Origin of the sequence: Streptomyces sp. NPDC059906, assembly GCF_042730645.1 — a bacterium.
GTDB lineage: Bacteria > Actinomycetota > Actinomycetes > Streptomycetales > Streptomycetaceae > Streptomyces > Streptomyces rubrogriseus.
On the sequence record NZ_JBHWKU010000003.1, the window covers coordinates 368379 to 383962 of the forward strand.

At 73.1% G+C, this 15584-nt stretch carries 12 protein-coding genes; 8 read left to right on the plus strand and 4 right to left on the minus strand.

Translation table 11 applies throughout. The annotated features are described in order from the left end of the window. Positions 1-20 precede the first annotated feature (20 nt). Positions 21-947 carry a hypothetical protein gene (locus tag ACFV9J_RS07105; protein WP_385351015.1) on the plus strand — a complete coding sequence of 309 codons (927 nt, stop codon included), beginning with the start codon at positions 21-23 and terminating at the stop codon, positions 945-947. Between the two features lie 57 nt (positions 948-1004). Here the strand turns inward: ACFV9J_RS07105 and ACFV9J_RS07110 are convergent, their stop codons facing one another. Next, the gene (locus ACFV9J_RS07110) at positions 1005-1187 is read right to left on the minus strand and encodes a hypothetical protein (protein WP_016325661.1); all 183 of its coding nucleotides are present in this window, start codon (positions 1185-1187) and stop codon (positions 1005-1007) included. 271 nt (positions 1188-1458) lie between these two features. On the opposite strand from ACFV9J_RS07110, the gene ACFV9J_RS07115 reads away from it, so the two are divergent. Both ACFV9J_RS07115 and ACFV9J_RS07120 read left to right on the plus strand, forming a co-directional pair. Further along, complete coding sequence (locus tag ACFV9J_RS07115; protein ID WP_385351339.1) at positions 1459-4323, plus strand: DEAD/DEAH box helicase; 2865 nt, start codon at positions 1459-1461, stop codon at positions 4321-4323. Then, positions 4320-5588, plus strand: coding sequence for an SWF or SNF family helicase (locus ACFV9J_RS07120; RefSeq protein ID WP_385351018.1), 1269 nt, complete (start codon positions 4320-4322; stop codon positions 5586-5588). The genes ACFV9J_RS07115 and ACFV9J_RS07120 overlap by 4 nt, the downstream gene beginning before the upstream one ends. A gap of 121 nt (positions 5589-5709) precedes the next feature. Here the strand turns inward: ACFV9J_RS07120 and xylA are convergent, their stop codons facing one another. Continuing rightward, positions 5710-6873: a xylose isomerase gene (gene xylA, locus ACFV9J_RS07125; RefSeq protein ID WP_385351021.1), complete on the minus strand. Its 1164-nt coding sequence runs from the start codon at positions 6871-6873 to the stop codon at positions 5710-5712. A 155-nt stretch (positions 6874-7028) separates the two neighbouring features. On the opposite strand from xylA, the gene xylB reads away from it, so the two are divergent. The 5 genes from xylB (at position 7029) to ACFV9J_RS07150 (ending at position 13909) form a co-directional block, all read left to right on the plus strand. After that, complete coding sequence (xylB, locus tag ACFV9J_RS07130; RefSeq protein WP_385351023.1) at positions 7029-8474, plus strand: xylulokinase; 1446 nt, start codon at positions 7029-7031, stop codon at positions 8472-8474. Between the two features lie 222 nt (positions 8475-8696). Continuing rightward, the gene (locus tag ACFV9J_RS07135) at positions 8697-9905 is read left to right on the plus strand and encodes an ROK family protein (protein ID WP_385351026.1); all 1209 of its coding nucleotides are present in this window, start codon (positions 8697-8699) and stop codon (positions 9903-9905) included. A 321-nt stretch (positions 9906-10226) separates the two neighbouring features. After that, a complete protein-coding gene (locus ACFV9J_RS07140; RefSeq protein ID WP_385351028.1) occupies positions 10227-10835 on the plus strand; it encodes an N-acetylmuramoyl-L-alanine amidase in 609 nt (202 codons plus the stop codon). 152 nt (positions 10836-10987) lie between these two features. After that, entirely contained in the window at positions 10988-12247 is a 1260-nt protein-coding gene (locus ACFV9J_RS07145; protein ID WP_385351031.1) for a GAF domain-containing protein, read from the plus strand. Between the two features lie 138 nt (positions 12248-12385). After that, positions 12386-13909 carry an aldehyde dehydrogenase family protein gene (locus ACFV9J_RS07150; RefSeq protein ID WP_385351033.1) on the plus strand — a complete coding sequence of 508 codons (1524 nt, stop codon included), beginning with the start codon at positions 12386-12388 and terminating at the stop codon, positions 13907-13909. Between the two features lie 60 nt (positions 13910-13969). Here ACFV9J_RS07150 and ACFV9J_RS07155 read toward each other — a convergent pair whose 3' ends face one another. Beyond that, positions 13970-14890: an alpha/beta hydrolase gene (locus tag ACFV9J_RS07155; RefSeq protein WP_385351036.1), complete on the minus strand. Its 921-nt coding sequence runs from the start codon at positions 14888-14890 to the stop codon at positions 13970-13972. A gap of 85 nt (positions 14891-14975) precedes the next feature. Further along, positions 14976-15503, minus strand: coding sequence for a hypothetical protein (locus ACFV9J_RS07160; RefSeq protein ID WP_385351039.1), 528 nt, complete (start codon positions 15501-15503; stop codon positions 14976-14978). Between the last annotated feature and the right edge of the window lie 81 nt (positions 15504-15584).

Below are 15584 nucleotides of genomic sequence, written 5' to 3' on the forward strand. Positions count from 1 at the left end.
GAACCGATGGGGAGGCTGGGATGGCCGGGACGGACGAGGACGCCGTCGCCGCCGCGGACGATGCGCTCTATGTGCTCACGGCGGTACTGCTGACGCCGGCGAAGTTTCCGAGTGTGCTGGGCGACGACTATCCGGAGGCGTGCGCCGCGCTCGGTCTCCCACCGCTGGCCGACGGCTACGGCCTGGTGCTGGGCCAGGACGGTGACGGCGCCCGGTGGACGGTCGTCGTCGATGACGTCTCGCTGGTGGCCGTCGCCGTGGCGTCCTGGGACTGCGGCATGGAGTACGACCTGTCGCCGGACGAGCGGACGGTCGTCACGGCACTGCCCGGCTGGCCCCTCGCGGTCGCCGTGGCGGCACCCGGGGTGCCCGTGCCGCACGACCCGGGGCCCGAGGCCACCGACCAGCCCGCGCTGTGCCCGCCGGACACCACCGTCTGGGGACCGCCGCAGCGCCGCCTGGGGGCCGACGAGATCGCCCTCCAGTGGGCACAGTGGCGGGAGCAGATCGACGACGCGGAGTTCTCGACGCCGGGCGGCGACGCCGGTTCGGTGGAGGGTGCCCCCGGGGACGGAGAGGGCGGCGCGGGCCGCGACGCAGGCACCGGTGCGGGAGCACCGGCCGACGCCGCGGACCGGATCGTGGCCACGGACGGACGGCCCGGCGCGGAGGTCTCCGGACACGGCGGTGTCCGGCGGGTCCTGGCGGAGGCCCGCGCCTATGTCGACACGCCACCGCCGCTCGGCCGGGTCCGGTCGTCGTTCGCACCGGGGGACGCGCGGACGCTGCGTGCGGACGGCCCCGGCTGGTCGCTCGTCGCCAGGACCGACGACATCGCGTTCATCCTGCTCGACGACGAGCCCGGTGAGGTCCTGCCGGTGGGGCGGGGGCCGTCGCTGCCCGGACTCCTGGAGGCGCTCGACAAGATGGCCGTACGGCCCAGCTGAGCAGGGACGCGGAAGGCGTCCCACCGCCGGGAGCCGTTCGTCGGGGACGTCAGCGCCTCAACGGCCGATCTCCTTGCGTGAGACACGGCGCAGCCTGCGCCGCTGTGAGGGGTCGAGCGTGAGGTAGGCGGCGGCCGGGACTCCCAGAACTATCAGCAGGGCCGCCCACCAGGGCAGCCAGATCAGCAGGATGAGCCCGGCCGCCACGCCACCTGCTGCGACCTTGGCGTTCTTCGACATGATGTCGCCTCCTTCGCGGCCACTGCCGCTCTCTGTCCTGAAAACGGACCCGCGCTCGCGGCGGTTCCGCAGCGCGACCCTGAGAACTCCCTGAGGACCGACCCCTACGCGCCCCTGAGAGCTCGTCGGCGACTGAGTCCGGGAAGGCGTCGGCAGAACACCTCCCCCACTGAATAGTGACCCATGCCACGCCCAAGCCGCAGCCCACGGCCTCTACCTCCGTGTACACTCGGCCGCCGCGCCCTGGCTAGTCAAATTTGAGGAATACGTCATCGCTGCGCAGAACACTGCTCCCGCCCCCTCCGAGATCTCCGCACTCGCCGACTGCTGCGCCGTCTTCCTGCCCGGCGACCCGGCACGCACCGGCGCGGTCGCGTTCTGGCGCCCCGACGGCGAAGCGCCCGGCACCGTACCGACGGGGGCCCCGGGAAGCCTGACGGTCGCACTGCCCGACGGCAACGGTGTGGAGGCGGTGAGCGTGCCGGCCGTGCTGCTCCCGGTACGGGCCGCCCTGCCCGTGCTCACACGCGCGCGTGCCCGCGCGGACGGCCACCGGGCGTCGGTGTTCTGGGGAGCGGTCGCCGTCGAGGCCCTGCACCTCGTGGCGCGCGGGCTGTTGCTGCCCGGCCTGTCCGCGGCCGAACACGACGCCTGGCGCGCGGGTCCACTGGACGCCGAGGGGACCGAGCGGGTCCGCCATCTCGCGGCCGCCATGCCGCCCGAGGCGCACGCGGTCCCGCTGGACGGCGCCGGTCCCCTGCGGCTGCCCGACCCGGAACCGCTGGTGCGGTCCTTCCTGGACGCCGTCGCGGACACGCTGCCCCGCTCCCCCGCCGCCGAACTCCTGACGCCCGGGCCCGCCTACGCCTCGCGGGCCCCCCGGCCTTCGCCCGAGCTGCGCGAATGGACCCTGGACGTCGCCGCGGGACACGACACGGGCGTACGGCTGTCGCTGCGTATCGAGGTGCGGGGACTGTCGGACGCGGCTCCCGAGGACGCCCGGCCGACGTTCCGGGCGGTGCCACAGGTGCACAGCGTCAGCGAGCCCGGGCTCGTCGCCGACACCGCTCAGGTGTGGGGCGGCACCGTGGGAGAGGCGTTCGGCACGCGCGCGCGGATGGACGCCCTGCTCGCCCTGCGCCGGGCGGCACGGGCCTGGCCCTCGCTCACGCCCCTGCTGTCGGCGACCGTACCGGACGCCGTCGAGCTCACCGACGAAGAGATCACCGAGCTGCTCGGAACCGGCTCCCGGGCGCTTGCGGCCGCCGGAGTCGACGTGCACTGGCCCAGGGAGCCGGCCCGCGACCTGACCGAGCGCGCCGAAGTAGGACCGCCCGACGGCGGCCCGGCATCGCGTGCGGCCGGGCCCGAGGCCGGCCCGTCGTTCCTGTCCGCGGACGCGCTGCTCTCCTTCAACTGGACGTTCGCCCTGGGCGGCAAGGCCCTCACGCGCGAGGAGCTGGACCTGCTCGCCGAGGCGAATCGCCCCCTCGTGCGCCTGCGCGACCAGTGGGTGCTCGTCGATCCGGAGGAGGCCCACCGCGCCCGCGCCCGCCAGGACCACAAGGTCACGCCGGTCGACGCCCTGGCCGCGGCCCTGACCGGCTCGGCGGAGGTCGACGGACACCGCGTGGAGGTGCGGCCCACGGGATGGCTGGCGTCCCTGCGGGAGCGCCTCGCCGACCCCGAGGCGCAGGAGCCCGTGGCGCAGCCCGCCGCCCTCGACGCCACGCTGCGCGACTACCAGCGACGTGGCCTCAGCTGGCTGGTCCGCATGACGTCGTTGGGCCTCGGCTGCTGCCTCGCCGACGACATGGGGCTCGGGAAGACCATCACACTGATCGCCCTGCATCTGCACCGGCAGTCGGACGCGGAGGCCGCCGGTCCCACGCTGGTGGTCTGCCCGACCTCCCTGATGGGCAACTGGCAGCGGGAGATCGAACGGTTCGCGCCCGGCACACCCGTACGCCGCTTCCACGGGCCTCGCCGCGACCTCGACGGCCTCGCGGACGGCGAGTTCGTGCTGACCACCTACGGCACCATGCGCCTGGACACCGAACGGCTCTCCACCGTGTCGTGGGGCATGGTCGTGGCGGACGAGGCGCAGCACGTGAAGAACCCGTACTCCGAGACCGCGCGACAACTGCGCACCATCGGCGCACGCGCGCGCGTGGCGCTCACCGGCACCCCGGTGGAGAACAACCTCTCGGAGCTGTGGGCCGTTCTCGACTGGACCACCCCCGGGCTGCTGGGCCGGCTCGGCAGCTTCCGGCGGCACTACGCCCAGGCCGTCGAGGGCGGACAGGACCCGGCGGCGGCGGAGCGACTCGCCCGGCTCGTACGGCCCTTCCTGCTGCGACGCCGCAAATCGGATCCCGGCATCGCACCGGAACTGCCGCCGAAGACCGAGACGGACCATCCCGTGTCGCTGACCACGGAGCAGACGGGCCTGTACGAGGCGGTGGTGCGCGAGGCGCTCGCGGAAATCGCCGGGGCCGACCACATGGCGCGGCGCGGCATGATCGTGAAGCTGCTGACGAGCCTCAAGCAGATCTGCAACCACCCGGCGCAGTTCCTCAAAGAGGACCGGCCGAGGATCACCGGCCGCTCGGGCAAGCTGGAACTGCTGGACGAGTTGCTCGACACGATCCTCAGCGAGCAGGCGAGCGTGCTGGTCTTCACGCAGTACGTGCAGATGGCGCGGCTCCTGGAGCAGCACCTGACCGCGCGCGGCGTGTCGTCGCTGTTCCTGCACGGCGGCACGTCCGTCACCGCACGGGAGTCGCTGGTGCGACGCTTCCAGGACGGCGATGCCCCGGTCTTCCTGCTGTCCCTCAAGGCCGCCGGCACCGGACTCAACCTCACGCGCGCGGAGCACGTCGTTCACTACGACCGCTGGTGGAACCCGGCCGTCGAGGCACAGGCCACCGACCGTGCCTACCGGATCGGCCAGACCCGTCCCGTGCAGGTGCACCGGCTGATCGCCGAGGGGACCATCGAAGACCGCATCGCCGCCCTCCTGAACCGCAAGAGGGAACTCGCCGACGCCGTTCTGGGCTCGGGCGAGGCGGCACTCACGGAACTGACGGACGCGGAACTGGCCGACCTGGTCGAGCTGCGAGGGGGTACGCGATGACCCGGTACGACGACCAGGCGGAGCGGACCTTCGTCGCGCTGCCGCCCGCACAGGGACGGGGCTTCGCGCACACCTGGTGGGGCCGCGCCTGGCTGAAGGCGCTTGAGGACGCGGCGATGGACGCGGCGCAGGTGAAGACGGGGCGCCGGCTGGCGCGCGCGGGAGCGGTCGGGGCGGTGTCGGTGCGGCCGGGGCGCATCACCGCGGTCGTCCAGGACCGGGACCGTACGGCGCACCGGGCCGACGTCCTGCTGGAGCAGCTCTCCGACGCACAGTGGGACCGCTTTGTCGACATGGCGATCGAGCGGTCGGGGCATGTCGCAGCACTGCTGGACCGCGACATGCCACCGCACCTCGTGGAGGACGCGGCGGCCGCCGGCATCGACCTGCTGCCGGGCATGGGCGACTTGGAACCGGAGTGCGACTGCGGCGCCTGGGACCACTGCGGGCACACCGCCGCGCTCTGCTACCAGGTCGCGAGGCTGCTGGACCAGGACCCCTTCGTCCTGCTGTTGATGCGGGGACGCGCTGAGGGTGCCGTACTCGACGCCCTCCAGGCCCACGGCTCCGCGCCCGCCGAGGACGTCACGTCCCGGCCGGAGGGTGTGGACGCCGCGGAGGCGTACGCGGCGGGCCAGGTGCTGCCCCCGTTGCCCGCGCCGCCCGGCCCCGGGGAGGGCCCGGGCGTGCCGCCGTCCCTGGACACCGAGGCGGCACCGCCGCCGGGCGTCGACCCTTCCGGCCTGTCCTTTCTGGCCTCGCGGACGGCGGCGGAGGCCCACCGCCTGCTTGCCGAGGCCCTGGGCGACGGGCACGGCGGGCACGCAGTGGCCCCGGAGCCGACCCCGGCACAGGATGCGGTGCGCTTGGCCGCGGGGGATCCGGGACCGGACGTACTGGACCGCCTCGGTGACGGTTCGGGGCGCACGCGGGAGGCACTGGCCGCGGCCGTACGCGCATGGCGGCTCGGAGGCGGAGCCGCCCTGTCCGTGCTCGAGGAGGAATGGGCGGTGGCGGGCGACACGCTGGCACGCGCGCGTGTCGCCCTGGAGTCGGCCTGGGAGGAGGACGAACGGCCCTCGCTGCTGGCGCGGGCCAACCGGTGGACCGTCGTCGGCGCGCCTCACCAGCTCCGCCTGGACCGCCAGGGGCGTTGGTGGCCGTACCGCAGGGAGCACGGCCGATGGGTCCCCGTGGGCGGACCGAGCCGGGACCCGGCGACGGCGCTGGCCTCAGCGGCCCTCGCGACGGACTGCGAGCCCTGACGTCCTCGACGGACTGCGAGCCCCGACGGCCCCGTCCCGCCCTGCCGGGTGACACCCCGCACGAGCTCCGGCCCCGTCCGCGAAGGACGGGGCCGGAGCATTCTCACGGGTGCCGGACCGGTCAGCGTGCGCCGAGGAGGTGGTCCATGGCGAGCTGGTCGAGGTGCTCGAAGGCCATGCCTCGCGCGGCGGCCGCGTCCACGTCGAAGGTGTCGTAGGCGCTCCGGTCGGCCAGCAGGGCGGCGAGGCCGTCCTCGGCGGTCGGGCGGGCCAGCTCGTCCAGCCGGGCCGCGGCCAGCGCCTCCTGCACCTGCGGGTCGGCGCGGAATGCCGCCGCCCGGTCCTTGAGGATCAGGTAGTTGCGCATGCAGCCGGCCGCCGACGCCCACACGCCGTCGAAGTCCTCGGTCCGCGGCGGCTTGAAGTCGAAGTGCCGCGGACCCGCGTACCCGGCCCGCTCCAGCAGGTCGACGAGCCAGAACGCGGCCCGCAGGTCGCCCGCACCGAACCGCAGGTCCTGGTCGTACTTGATGCCCGACTGGCCGTTGAGGTCGATGTGGAAGAGCTTGCCCGCCCACAGCGCCTGGGCGATGCCGTGGGGGAAGTTCAGGCCGGCCATCTGCTCGTGGCCGACCTCCGGGTTCACGCCGTACAGCTCCGGCCGCTCGAGGCGCTCGATGAAGGCGAGGGCGTGGCCGACCGTCGGGAGCAGGATGTCACCGCGCGGCTCGTTCGGCTTCGGCTCGATCGCGAACTTCAGGTCGTAACCCTGCTCGGTGACGTACTCGCCCAGCAGGTCGAAGGCCTCCTTCATCCGGTCGAGCGCGTCCCGCACGTCCTTGGCCGCGCCGGACTCCGCGCCCTCCCGGCCGCCCCAGGCCACGTAGACGCTCGCGCCCAGCTCGACCGCGAGGTCGATGTTGCGGATCGTCTTGCGCAGCGCGTACCGCCGCACGTCCCGGTCGTTCGCCGTGAAGGCGCCGTCCTTGAACACCGGGTGCGTGAACAGGTTCGTCGTCGCCATCGGCACCTTCATGCCGGTCGCGTCCAGCGCCTGCCGGAACCGCTTGATGTGCGACTCCCGCTCCGTGTCGTTCGACCCGAAGGGGATCAGGTCGTCGTCGTGGAACGTGACGCCGTACGCACCCAGCTCGGACAGACGCCTTACCGACTCTGCGGGGTCCAGGGCCTGCCTGGTGGCGTCACCGAACGGGTCACGGCCCTGCCAGCCGACCGTCCACAAACCGAACGTGAACCTGTCCTCGGGAGTGGGCTGGTAGTTCATTCCGCGGCTCCTCACTCGCTGCCGATCAATCGCTGCCGACTATTTCGTCATGGCGCTTTACAAATTAGTATGCACACACGGTCCTGGGAAGGGACAAGGTGTCCCCGAAGGAGTGAAGGCCGGGTCGCGGGACCCGCGGAAGAGGGAGAAGCCCGATGTCAGCAGCCGAGGGTCCGCTCGTCGTCGGCGTGGACACGTCCACCCAGTCCACCAAGGCGCTGGTCGTCGACGCGGCCACCGGCCGGGTCGTCGCGAGCGGCCAGGCACCCCACACCGTGTCCTCCGGGACCGGCCGCGAGAGCGATCCCCGCCAGTGGTGGGACGCGCTGGGCGAGGCCCTGAGCCAGTGCGGCGAGGCCGCCCGCGAGGCCGCCGCGGTGTCCATCGGCGGGCAGCAGCACGGTCTGGTCACCCTGGACGCCCGGGACGAGCCGGTGCGCCCCGCCCTGCTCTGGAACGACGTGCGCTCAGCTCCGCAGGCCCGCCGGCTGATCGACGAACTGGGCGGTGCCAAGGCCTGGGCGGAGCGCACCGGGAGCGTGCCCAGCGCCTCCTTCACGGTCACCAAGTGGGCCTGGCTGGCCGAGCACGAGCCGGAGGCGGCCCGCGCGGTGAAGGCCGTTCGGCTCCCCCACGACTACCTCACCGAGCGCCTCACCGGCGAGGGGACCACCGACCGCGGCGACGTGTCCGGCACCGGCTGGTGGGCGTCGGGCACGGAGGCCTACGACGAGGAGATCCTCGCGCGCGTGGGGCTCGATCCGGCGTTGCTGCCCCGGGTGGTCCGGCCCGGCGAGGTGGCCGGCACCGTACGCGCCGACCACGGCCTGCCGTTCTCCAAGGGCACCCTGGTCGCCGCCGGCACCGGCGACAACGCGGCCGCAGCGCTGGGTCTCGGACTGCGCCCCGGCGTCCCGGTGATGAGCCTCGGCACCTCGGGCACGGCGTACGCCGTGTCGCGGCGCCGGCCCGCCGACCCGACCGGCACCGTGGCGGGCTTCGCCGACGCGCGCGGCGACTGGCTGCCGCTGGCCTGCACCCTCAACTGCACGCTCGCCGTGGACCGCGTCGCGTCCCTGCTGGGCCTGGACCGGGAAGCCGTCGAGCCGGGCACCGACGTCACCCTGCTGCCCTTCCTCGACGGCGAGCGCACACCGAACCTCCCGCACTCCTCCGGCCTCCTGCACGGGCTGCGCCATGACACGACCGCCGGACAGCTGCTCCAGGCCGCGTACGACGGCGCCGTCCACTCGCTGCTCGGCGCGCTCGACCTCGTCCTCGACGCCGACGCGGACCCGTCCGCGCCCCTGCTGCTGATCGGCGGCGGCGCCCGGGGGACGGCCTGGCAGCAGACGGTACGGCGGCTGTCCGGGCGTCCGGTCCAGATCCCGGACGCCCGGGAGCTGGTCGCGCTCGGTGCCGCGGCGCAGGCGGCCGGTCTGCTGACCGGCGAGGACGCGGCAGCGGTCGCCCGACGCTGGAACACGGCCGCCGGGCCGGTGCTCGACGCCGTGGAACGGGACGAGGCGACGCTGAACCGGATCACCGGGGTACTCTCCGACGCGGCACCGCTGCTGGAACGGGACGCGGCCTCCCGCTGAGGGCGCGCCCCGCACGGGCGGGCCACCGGCGGACAGTCCGCCCTCCGCTCCCTGCGGAGCCGCCGCGGACGGGTCGCCCGGCCGACCGGGACGTGACGAGGGGCATCTCAGGCACCCCCCGGTCGCCCCCGGCGTCGGACGCCCCGCACGTGTCCCGACCGCGCCCCGTGGTGCCCGGCCGGGACCGGACCGAGCGACGACAGACCAAGGACTGACGGAGGCATGACCGCACCGCCGCACGAAGCCCAGCCGGCCCGCCCCGGGCGCGCGCTGCCGGACACCCAGCAGGGGATGCGCCGCCGCAACCTGGCGCGGGTGATGCACACCGTCAGCGCCGAGGGCCCGCTGTCCCGGGCCGCCGTGGCCTCGCGGATCGGGCTGACGCGGGCCGCGGTGTCGACCCTCGTGGACGAACTCATCCGCTCGGGCCTGCTGGAGGAACTGGGTCCCGAACGCGCCGGCCGCGTGGGCCGTCCCGGCTCCGCACTCGCCGTCAGCGGGCAGGGCCCGGCCGGCATCGGCGCCGAGGTCGGCGTCGACCATCTGGCGGTCTGTGCCGTGGACCTCCGCGGCCGCGTACGCGCGCGTGCGGTGCGGTACGGCAGCAACCGGGGCCGTTCGCCGGAGCCGGTACTGGAGCAGCTCACCGGCCTGGTGCGGCAGGTGGTCTCTCAGGCGGAGACCGAGGGACTGTGGCCGGCCGGCCTCGCGGTGGCCGTGCCCGGCCTGGTGGCACGGGACGGCCGGACCGTCGTCCGCGCACCGAACCTGGACTGGCACGACGCGGACCTCGGCGCCCTGCTGCCGGCGGATCTGCCGCCGACCGTGGACAACGAGGCCAATTTCGGCGCGCTCGCCGAACTCTGGCTCGGCGACGGCACTCCCCGGGACTTCCTGCACGTCTCGGCCGAGATCGGCATCGGCGCGGCCGTGGTGTTCGACGGTCGGCTGCTGCGCGGTACCCGCGGGTTCGCCGGTGAACTGGGGCATGTGCCGGTCCATCCCGACGGGCCCGGGTGCGCCTGCGGTGGGCGCGGGTGCCTGGAACAGTACGCCGGCGAGAAGGCGGTCCTGCGCGCGGCGGGCGTGGAGCCGGGGGAAGACCGTGTCGGCCTGCTCGCCGGCCGGGCCGCGGAGGGTGACGAGGACGTACGGCGTGCCCTGCGCGAGGCGGGCACGGCGCTCGGCATCGCCCTGACCGGTGCGGTGAACCTGCTGGACCCCGAGAGCGTGGTGCTGGGCGGCGCCCTCGCCGGCCTCGCGCCCTGGCTGCTGCCGTCGCTGCGGGACGAACTGGCCCGGCGCACGGCGGGCCCCGCCTGCCCGGTCGCGGTGTCCGAGCTGGGTCCGCAGGGGCCGCTGCTGGGCGCCGCGCACTCCGTGGTCCGGGCGGTCCTGGACGACCCGGGCGCGGTGGCGGAGCGGGCCTGACCCTCGCCCGTCGGGGGTCGCCGACAATCCGAACCATCGCTTGCGTTCACTCGATCGAGTGAGCACGGTGTCCACAAGGCGGTGGCTGTCCACGGAACGGCGCGGCGCTCTACTGCGCAACCCCCGCTCCCCGTACGGTGATTCACGCGGACGCACCTCGCCCATGGGGCGGTCGGACGTCCGCGTCGGCATTCCGCTCCGCAGTCGTTTTCGCTCTGTCGTGCGCTCTGACATGTCGCTACGTCATGTCGCTCCGTCATTCCGAACGGCTGAGCACTCACCCCCACCGGGCCCAGGGCCCACCGACGAAAGGGCAATCCCATGGAAAGGGAGAGGACAGCACCCGCTCCGACCAGGCGGCGGCTCCTGAAGGGCGCCGCGCTGGCCACCGTCCCCTACACCCTGCTCTCCGGTACTCGGGCCGCCGCGCAGGTCCGCGCCGTCGACGACTACCCCTCCGCCGAGTGGCTGCCGGCGAGCTCGTCGAACTACAGCCGGTCGAGCCGACCCACGGCCTACCCCGTCGACTTCGTGGTCGTCCATGTCACGCAGGAGACGTACGCGGACACGCTGTCCATCTTCCGCGATCCCGAGAAGCAGGTGTCCGCACACTACGTCGTCCGGTCCTCCGACGGGCACGTGGCGCAGTGTGTCCGCGAGACGGACATCGCATGGCACGCGGGCAACTGGGACTACAACACCCGCAGCATCGGGATCGAACACGAGGGATGGGTCGACCGGCCCGAGTACTTCACCAACGCCATGTACGAGCAGTCGGCCCGGCTCACCGCGGCGATCTGCACCGCCTACGGCATCCCCAAGGACCGCACGCACATCATCGCGCACCACGAGGTTCCAGGCAGCGACCACACGGACCCGGGGCCGTTCTGGGACTGGACCCGCTACATCAGACTGGTCAACTTCGCCTGACCCCTCGTCCGGCCCTCGTCCGGCGTCGCCCGGCCTCCTCGCCGGTCCACTCGGAACGCCACATTCGGGTGTCCGGCTGGTCGAAGTGGTTGTCCGCGCGTATCCGCGGAGTCACGATGTCCCACACCGCAACACCGTCCGGGGAGGCCGAGTTGACTGACGCATGGCTGGCTCTGGAACCGGGGGCCGACCCCGTCGAGCGCGCGCGGGCACTGCGCCGGGCCCACGAGACCTTCACCGAAGCGGGAACGGTGCCGCGGCCCGTGCGGGCCGTGGTCGCGGATTCGTGGCGGCGGTCGGTCCGGGCGGGGATCGGCCCGGACGGTACGGCAAGCGTGGAGCTGATGGACGGCGACCTCGGCGCCTACCGGGCCGAACACCCGCTGTCGCGGGTGATGCCGCTGGTCCGGGAGTTGCTGGGCACGTTCGCCGCCGACGGCGAGCACCTGCTCGCGGTGTGCGACGCGCACGGCAGACTGCTGTGGGTCGAGGGGCATCCTGCCACCCGGCGCCGGGCGGGACGGATGAACTTCGTGCCGGGGGCCCGCTGGTCGGAGTCGGCCGTCGGGACGAACGCGCCGGGGACGGCGGTGGCCGTCGGCCGTCCGGTGCAGGTGTTCGCGGCCGAGCACTTCATACGCCGGGTACAGCCCTGGACCTGCGCAGCCGCTCCGGTGCACGATCCCCGCACCGGTCGGGTGCTCGGCGCCGTGGACATCACCGGCGGGGACGGTCTGGCGCATCCGCACAGTCTGGGTTTCGTACAGGCGGTGGCGCGTGCCGCGGAGTCCCAGCTGGCGCTGCTCGCTCCGGAGCGGTCCGCGCCGGAGGCGGCCGAGCTGACCGCGCTGGGCCGCGACGAGGCCCTGCTGAGCGCGGACGGTCGCAGGATCCGGCTGAGCCGGCGGCACAGCGAGATCGTCGTGCTGCTGGCCCACCATCCGGAGGGTCTGACGGGCGACGAGTTGCTGTGCGCTCTGTACGAGGACGAGACGGTACCGCCGGTGACGCTGAGGGCCGAGCTGGCCCGGCTGCGCGGCATCCTGGGACCCGGCCGACTGGCTTCCCGGCCGTACCGGCTCACGATGCCCGTCGAGTCCGACGCCTCCGTCGTCGAACGCCGGCTGCGGGCCGGTGCGATCACGGCGGCCGCGTCGGCGTACGCGGGTCCGCTGCTGCCCGGTTCCCAGGCTCCGGCGGTCGGACGGCTCAGGCGCCGGCTCGCCGACGGTCTGCGCGCGGCGCTGATCGCCTGCGGTGACCCCGACCTGCTGGCCGACTGGGCTCACGCACCCTGGGGGGAGGACGATCTCGACGTGTGGCGTGCGCTGGCGGCGGTGCGGCCCACGGCGGCGACGTGCTCCCGGCTCGCGGCGCTGGAGTCCGAGCTGGCCGCGCCCGACGCGTGGTGAGCACCCTCCGCCGAGCGGCGAGCCGGGAGACCGGGCGCCGCCCGCGACGCGCGCAACGTGTCTGCAACGTCCCGCCTCCTAGCCTCGCGCGCAGAGCTGTCCAACGGCGGACAGCGCTCGATGAGGGAGGCAGACAGGATGACCCGTTACGCGGCGCCCGGCACCGAGGGCGCGATCGTCTCCTATCAGTCGCGCTACGACCACTTCATCGGCGGCGAGTACGTGCCACCGGCGCGCGGGCAGTACTTCGAGAACCCGTCCCCGGTGAACGGCCTGCCGTTCACCGAGATCGCGCGCGGCACGGCGGACGACGTGGAGCGGGCGCTCGACGCCGCGCACGAGGCCGCTCCGGGCTGGGGCCGTACCTCGGTGACCGAGCGTTCCGACATCCTGCTGAGGATCGCCGACCGCATGGAGGCGAACCTGGAGCGCCTGGCCGTCGCGGAGAGCTGGGAGAACGGCAAGCCGGTGCGCGAGACTCTGGCGGCCGACATCCCCCTCGCCATCGACCACTTCCGCTACTTCGCGGGCGCGGTGCGCGCCCAGGAGGGCTCACTCGGCGAGATCGACGACGACACCGTGGCATACCACTTCCACGAGCCGCTGGGGGTCGTCGCGCAGATCATCCCGTGGAACTTCCCGATCCTGATGGCGACCTGGAAGCTCGCACCCGCCCTCGCCGCCGGCAACGCCGTGGTCCTGAAGCCCGCGGAGCAGACCCCGGCCTCGATTCACTACTGGCTGAGCCTGGTGGCGGACCTGCTGCCGCCCGGGGTCCTGAACGTCGTCAACGGCTTCGGTGTGGAGGCGGGCAAACCGCTCGCGTCGAGCCCCCGGGTGGCGAAGGTGGCGTTCACCGGCGAGACCACCACCGGGCGGCTGATCATGCAGTACGCCTCGGAGAACATCAAACCGGTCACGCTGGAGCTGGGCGGCAAGTCGCCGAACATCTTCTTCGAGGACGTCTGGGCGCACGACGACGACTTCCGCGACAAGGCGCTCGAGGGCTTCACCATGTTCGCGCTCAATCAGGGGGAGGTCTGCACCTGCCCGTCCCGGGCGCTGGTCCAGCGGGGCGCCTACGCCGAGTTCATGGAGGCGGCCGTCGCCCGCACCGAGTTGATCAAGCCCGGCCACCCCCTGGACACCGACACGATGATCGGCGCCCAGGCCTCCAACGACCAACTGGAGAAGATCCTCTCCTACCTGGACATCGGCCGCCAGGAGGGTGCGAAGGTACTCACCGGTGGTGAGCGGATCGAGCACGACGGCGAGTTGAAGGGCGGGTACTACGTCCAGCCGACGATCTTCGAGGGCCACAACCGCATGCGGATCTTCCAGGAGGAGATCTTCGGCCCGGTGGTGTCGGTGACGTCCTTCGACGACTTCGACGACGCCGTCAAGACCGCCAACGACACCCTGTACGGCCTCGGCGCCGGCGTGTGGACCCGCGACATGAACACCGCCTACCGCGCGGGCCGCGCGATCCAGGCGGGACGCGTGTGGACGAACTGCTACCACGCATACCCGGCGCACGCCGCCTTCGGCGGTTACAAGCAGTCGGGCATCGGCCGGGAGAACCACAAGATGATGCTGGAGCACTACCAGCAGACCAAGAACATTCTTTGTTCTTACAGCCCCAAGAAACTGGGGTTCTTCTAGAGCTTCGAGTCGGGCGCCTGGCGGGAGCGTTACTCCTCGCTCCTCCAGGCCCCACAGGGCTCAGCCACTGCGTCGGTCCGCCGCCAGCACTCGCTCCAGCCAGGAACGACGGGCCTGCCACGCCGCCCGGCTGATCACCGCGTCCGGCACCACCAGGTCGAACGTGTGATAGCCGCCGGACCACACGTGCAACTCGGCGGAGCCGCCGGCCCGCCAGATCCGGTCGGCGTAGGCGACGGCCTCGTCGCGCAGCGTCTCCGCGGAGCCGACGTCGATGAAGGCGGGCGGCAGTCCGGACAGATCCGTGGCGCGGGCCGGCGCGGCGTAGGGCGACACGTCCGGGCCCCCACACTCGGAACCGAGCAGGGCCTGCCACCCGAAGCCGTTCCAGCCGCGGTCCCAGACATCGACACCGTCCATCTGATGGGCCGACGCACTGTCGTTGCGGTCGTCGAGCATCGGGCACATCAGCAACTGCCCGGCCAGCCGCGGACCGCCCTTGTCGCGCACCGACAGGCTCAGCGCCGCAGCCAGGCCACCGCCGGCGCTCGTCCCCGCGACAATGATCCGGTCCGCGTCCAAGCCGAGTTCGGCCGCGTGCTCAGCGGTCCACAGCAGCCCGGCGTAGACATCGTCGAGCGGCGCGGGGTACGGATGCTCCGGCGCGAGCCGGTACCCTGCCGAGATCAGCGACGCCCCGACCCGTTCGGCCTCCTCCAGCAGCGGTTCGAGGAAGAACAGGTGGCGCGGATCGCCGCTGAAGTAGCCGCCGCCGTGCACGAAGTAGATGGCCGGGCGCGACGCGGCCGGGCCCGCAACGGCGGCAGGCGTGCAGATCAGCAGCTCGGCCTCTGAACTACCGGACGGCCCCGGAACCGAGCGCGAAGTCACCTCGAACCGCCCGCCCCGCCGCAGCTCGTCGAGCGTCGGCACCTCCGCGGCGTCTTCGGCCCGGGCCTTTGGCAGCCGCTCCAGGCTCATCGGGTCCGAACCGGCCTCCCGCACGGCACGGTATCCGGCCAGCAGGGCCGCATCGAAAGGTATCGCCGCCATCAGTCCACCCTCGTCAGAATATGCGCGCCGTCCCCGGGGATGGCGATCGTGTGCTCCGCATGCGAGCCCCGCAACCCATCGCTGGAAGCGAGCGTCCGGCTGCCGGGGGCAGTGTAGATCTTGCTCGACGTGGCCAACCCGGCCGCGGCACGGGGATCACAGCGCGCGGTGGTACTGGACAGGCCAGGCGGCCTGGTCCGATGCGCGCCGGCGCACGCCGAGGTAGGGGTCGCGCAGCAGCGCGCGGCCCAGCATCACCGCATCCGCCCGCCCGTCCGCCCGTCCGCCCGTCCGCCCGTCCGCCACTCGTGCGTAGGCCGAGGACCGATCGCCGATCTGACCGACCGGGGCGATCGGCAGTCCCGAGGCCCGCCGCAGCGTGTTTCCGGTTCTCCAGGCTGCCGCCGTACTCGTCCGCGCGATGGTTGGTCAGTGGGGAGAGGAACTCGTGCAGGAGGTAACCGTGCGCTCTCGCCGTCGTCCCGATCGTCTCCCAGCCGCCGTCGGACGGGTCCACCGAGCCGTTCTGGCCCTCCCCCACCCACGGAGGCTGGTGCGATCCCTTGCGCCCCGCGGCCTGGACTTCGACAAATGCAGTGATCGATGCGCTTAAAAAGCAAAG

Coding starts and splice junctions, on each gene's coding strand:
- ACFV9J_RS07135 (WP_385351026.1), top strand. CDS start 8,697: ATGACCGCACCGCCGCACGAAGCCCAGCCGGCCCGCCCCGGGCGCGCG.
- ACFV9J_RS07110 (WP_016325661.1), bottom strand. CDS start 1,187: ATGTCGAAGAACGCCAAGGTCGCAGCAGGTGGCGTGGCGGCCGGGCTC.
- xylB (WP_385351023.1), top strand. CDS start 7,029: ATGTCAGCAGCCGAGGGTCCGCTCGTCGTCGGCGTGGACACGTCCACC.
- ACFV9J_RS07105 (WP_385351015.1), top strand. CDS start 21: ATGGCCGGGACGGACGAGGACGCCGTCGCCGCCGCGGACGATGCGCTC.
- ACFV9J_RS07155 (WP_385351036.1), bottom strand. CDS start 14,890: ATGAGCCTGGAGCGGCTGCCAAAGGCCCGGGCCGAAGACGCCGCGGAG.
- ACFV9J_RS07120 (WP_385351018.1), top strand. CDS start 4,320: ATGACCCGGTACGACGACCAGGCGGAGCGGACCTTCGTCGCGCTGCCG.
- ACFV9J_RS07140 (WP_385351028.1), top strand. CDS start 10,227: ATGGAAAGGGAGAGGACAGCACCCGCTCCGACCAGGCGGCGGCTCCTG.
- xylA (WP_385351021.1), bottom strand. CDS start 6,873: ATGAACTACCAGCCCACTCCCGAGGACAGGTTCACGTTCGGTTTGTGG.
- ACFV9J_RS07150 (WP_385351033.1), top strand. CDS start 12,386: ATGACCCGTTACGCGGCGCCCGGCACCGAGGGCGCGATCGTCTCCTAT.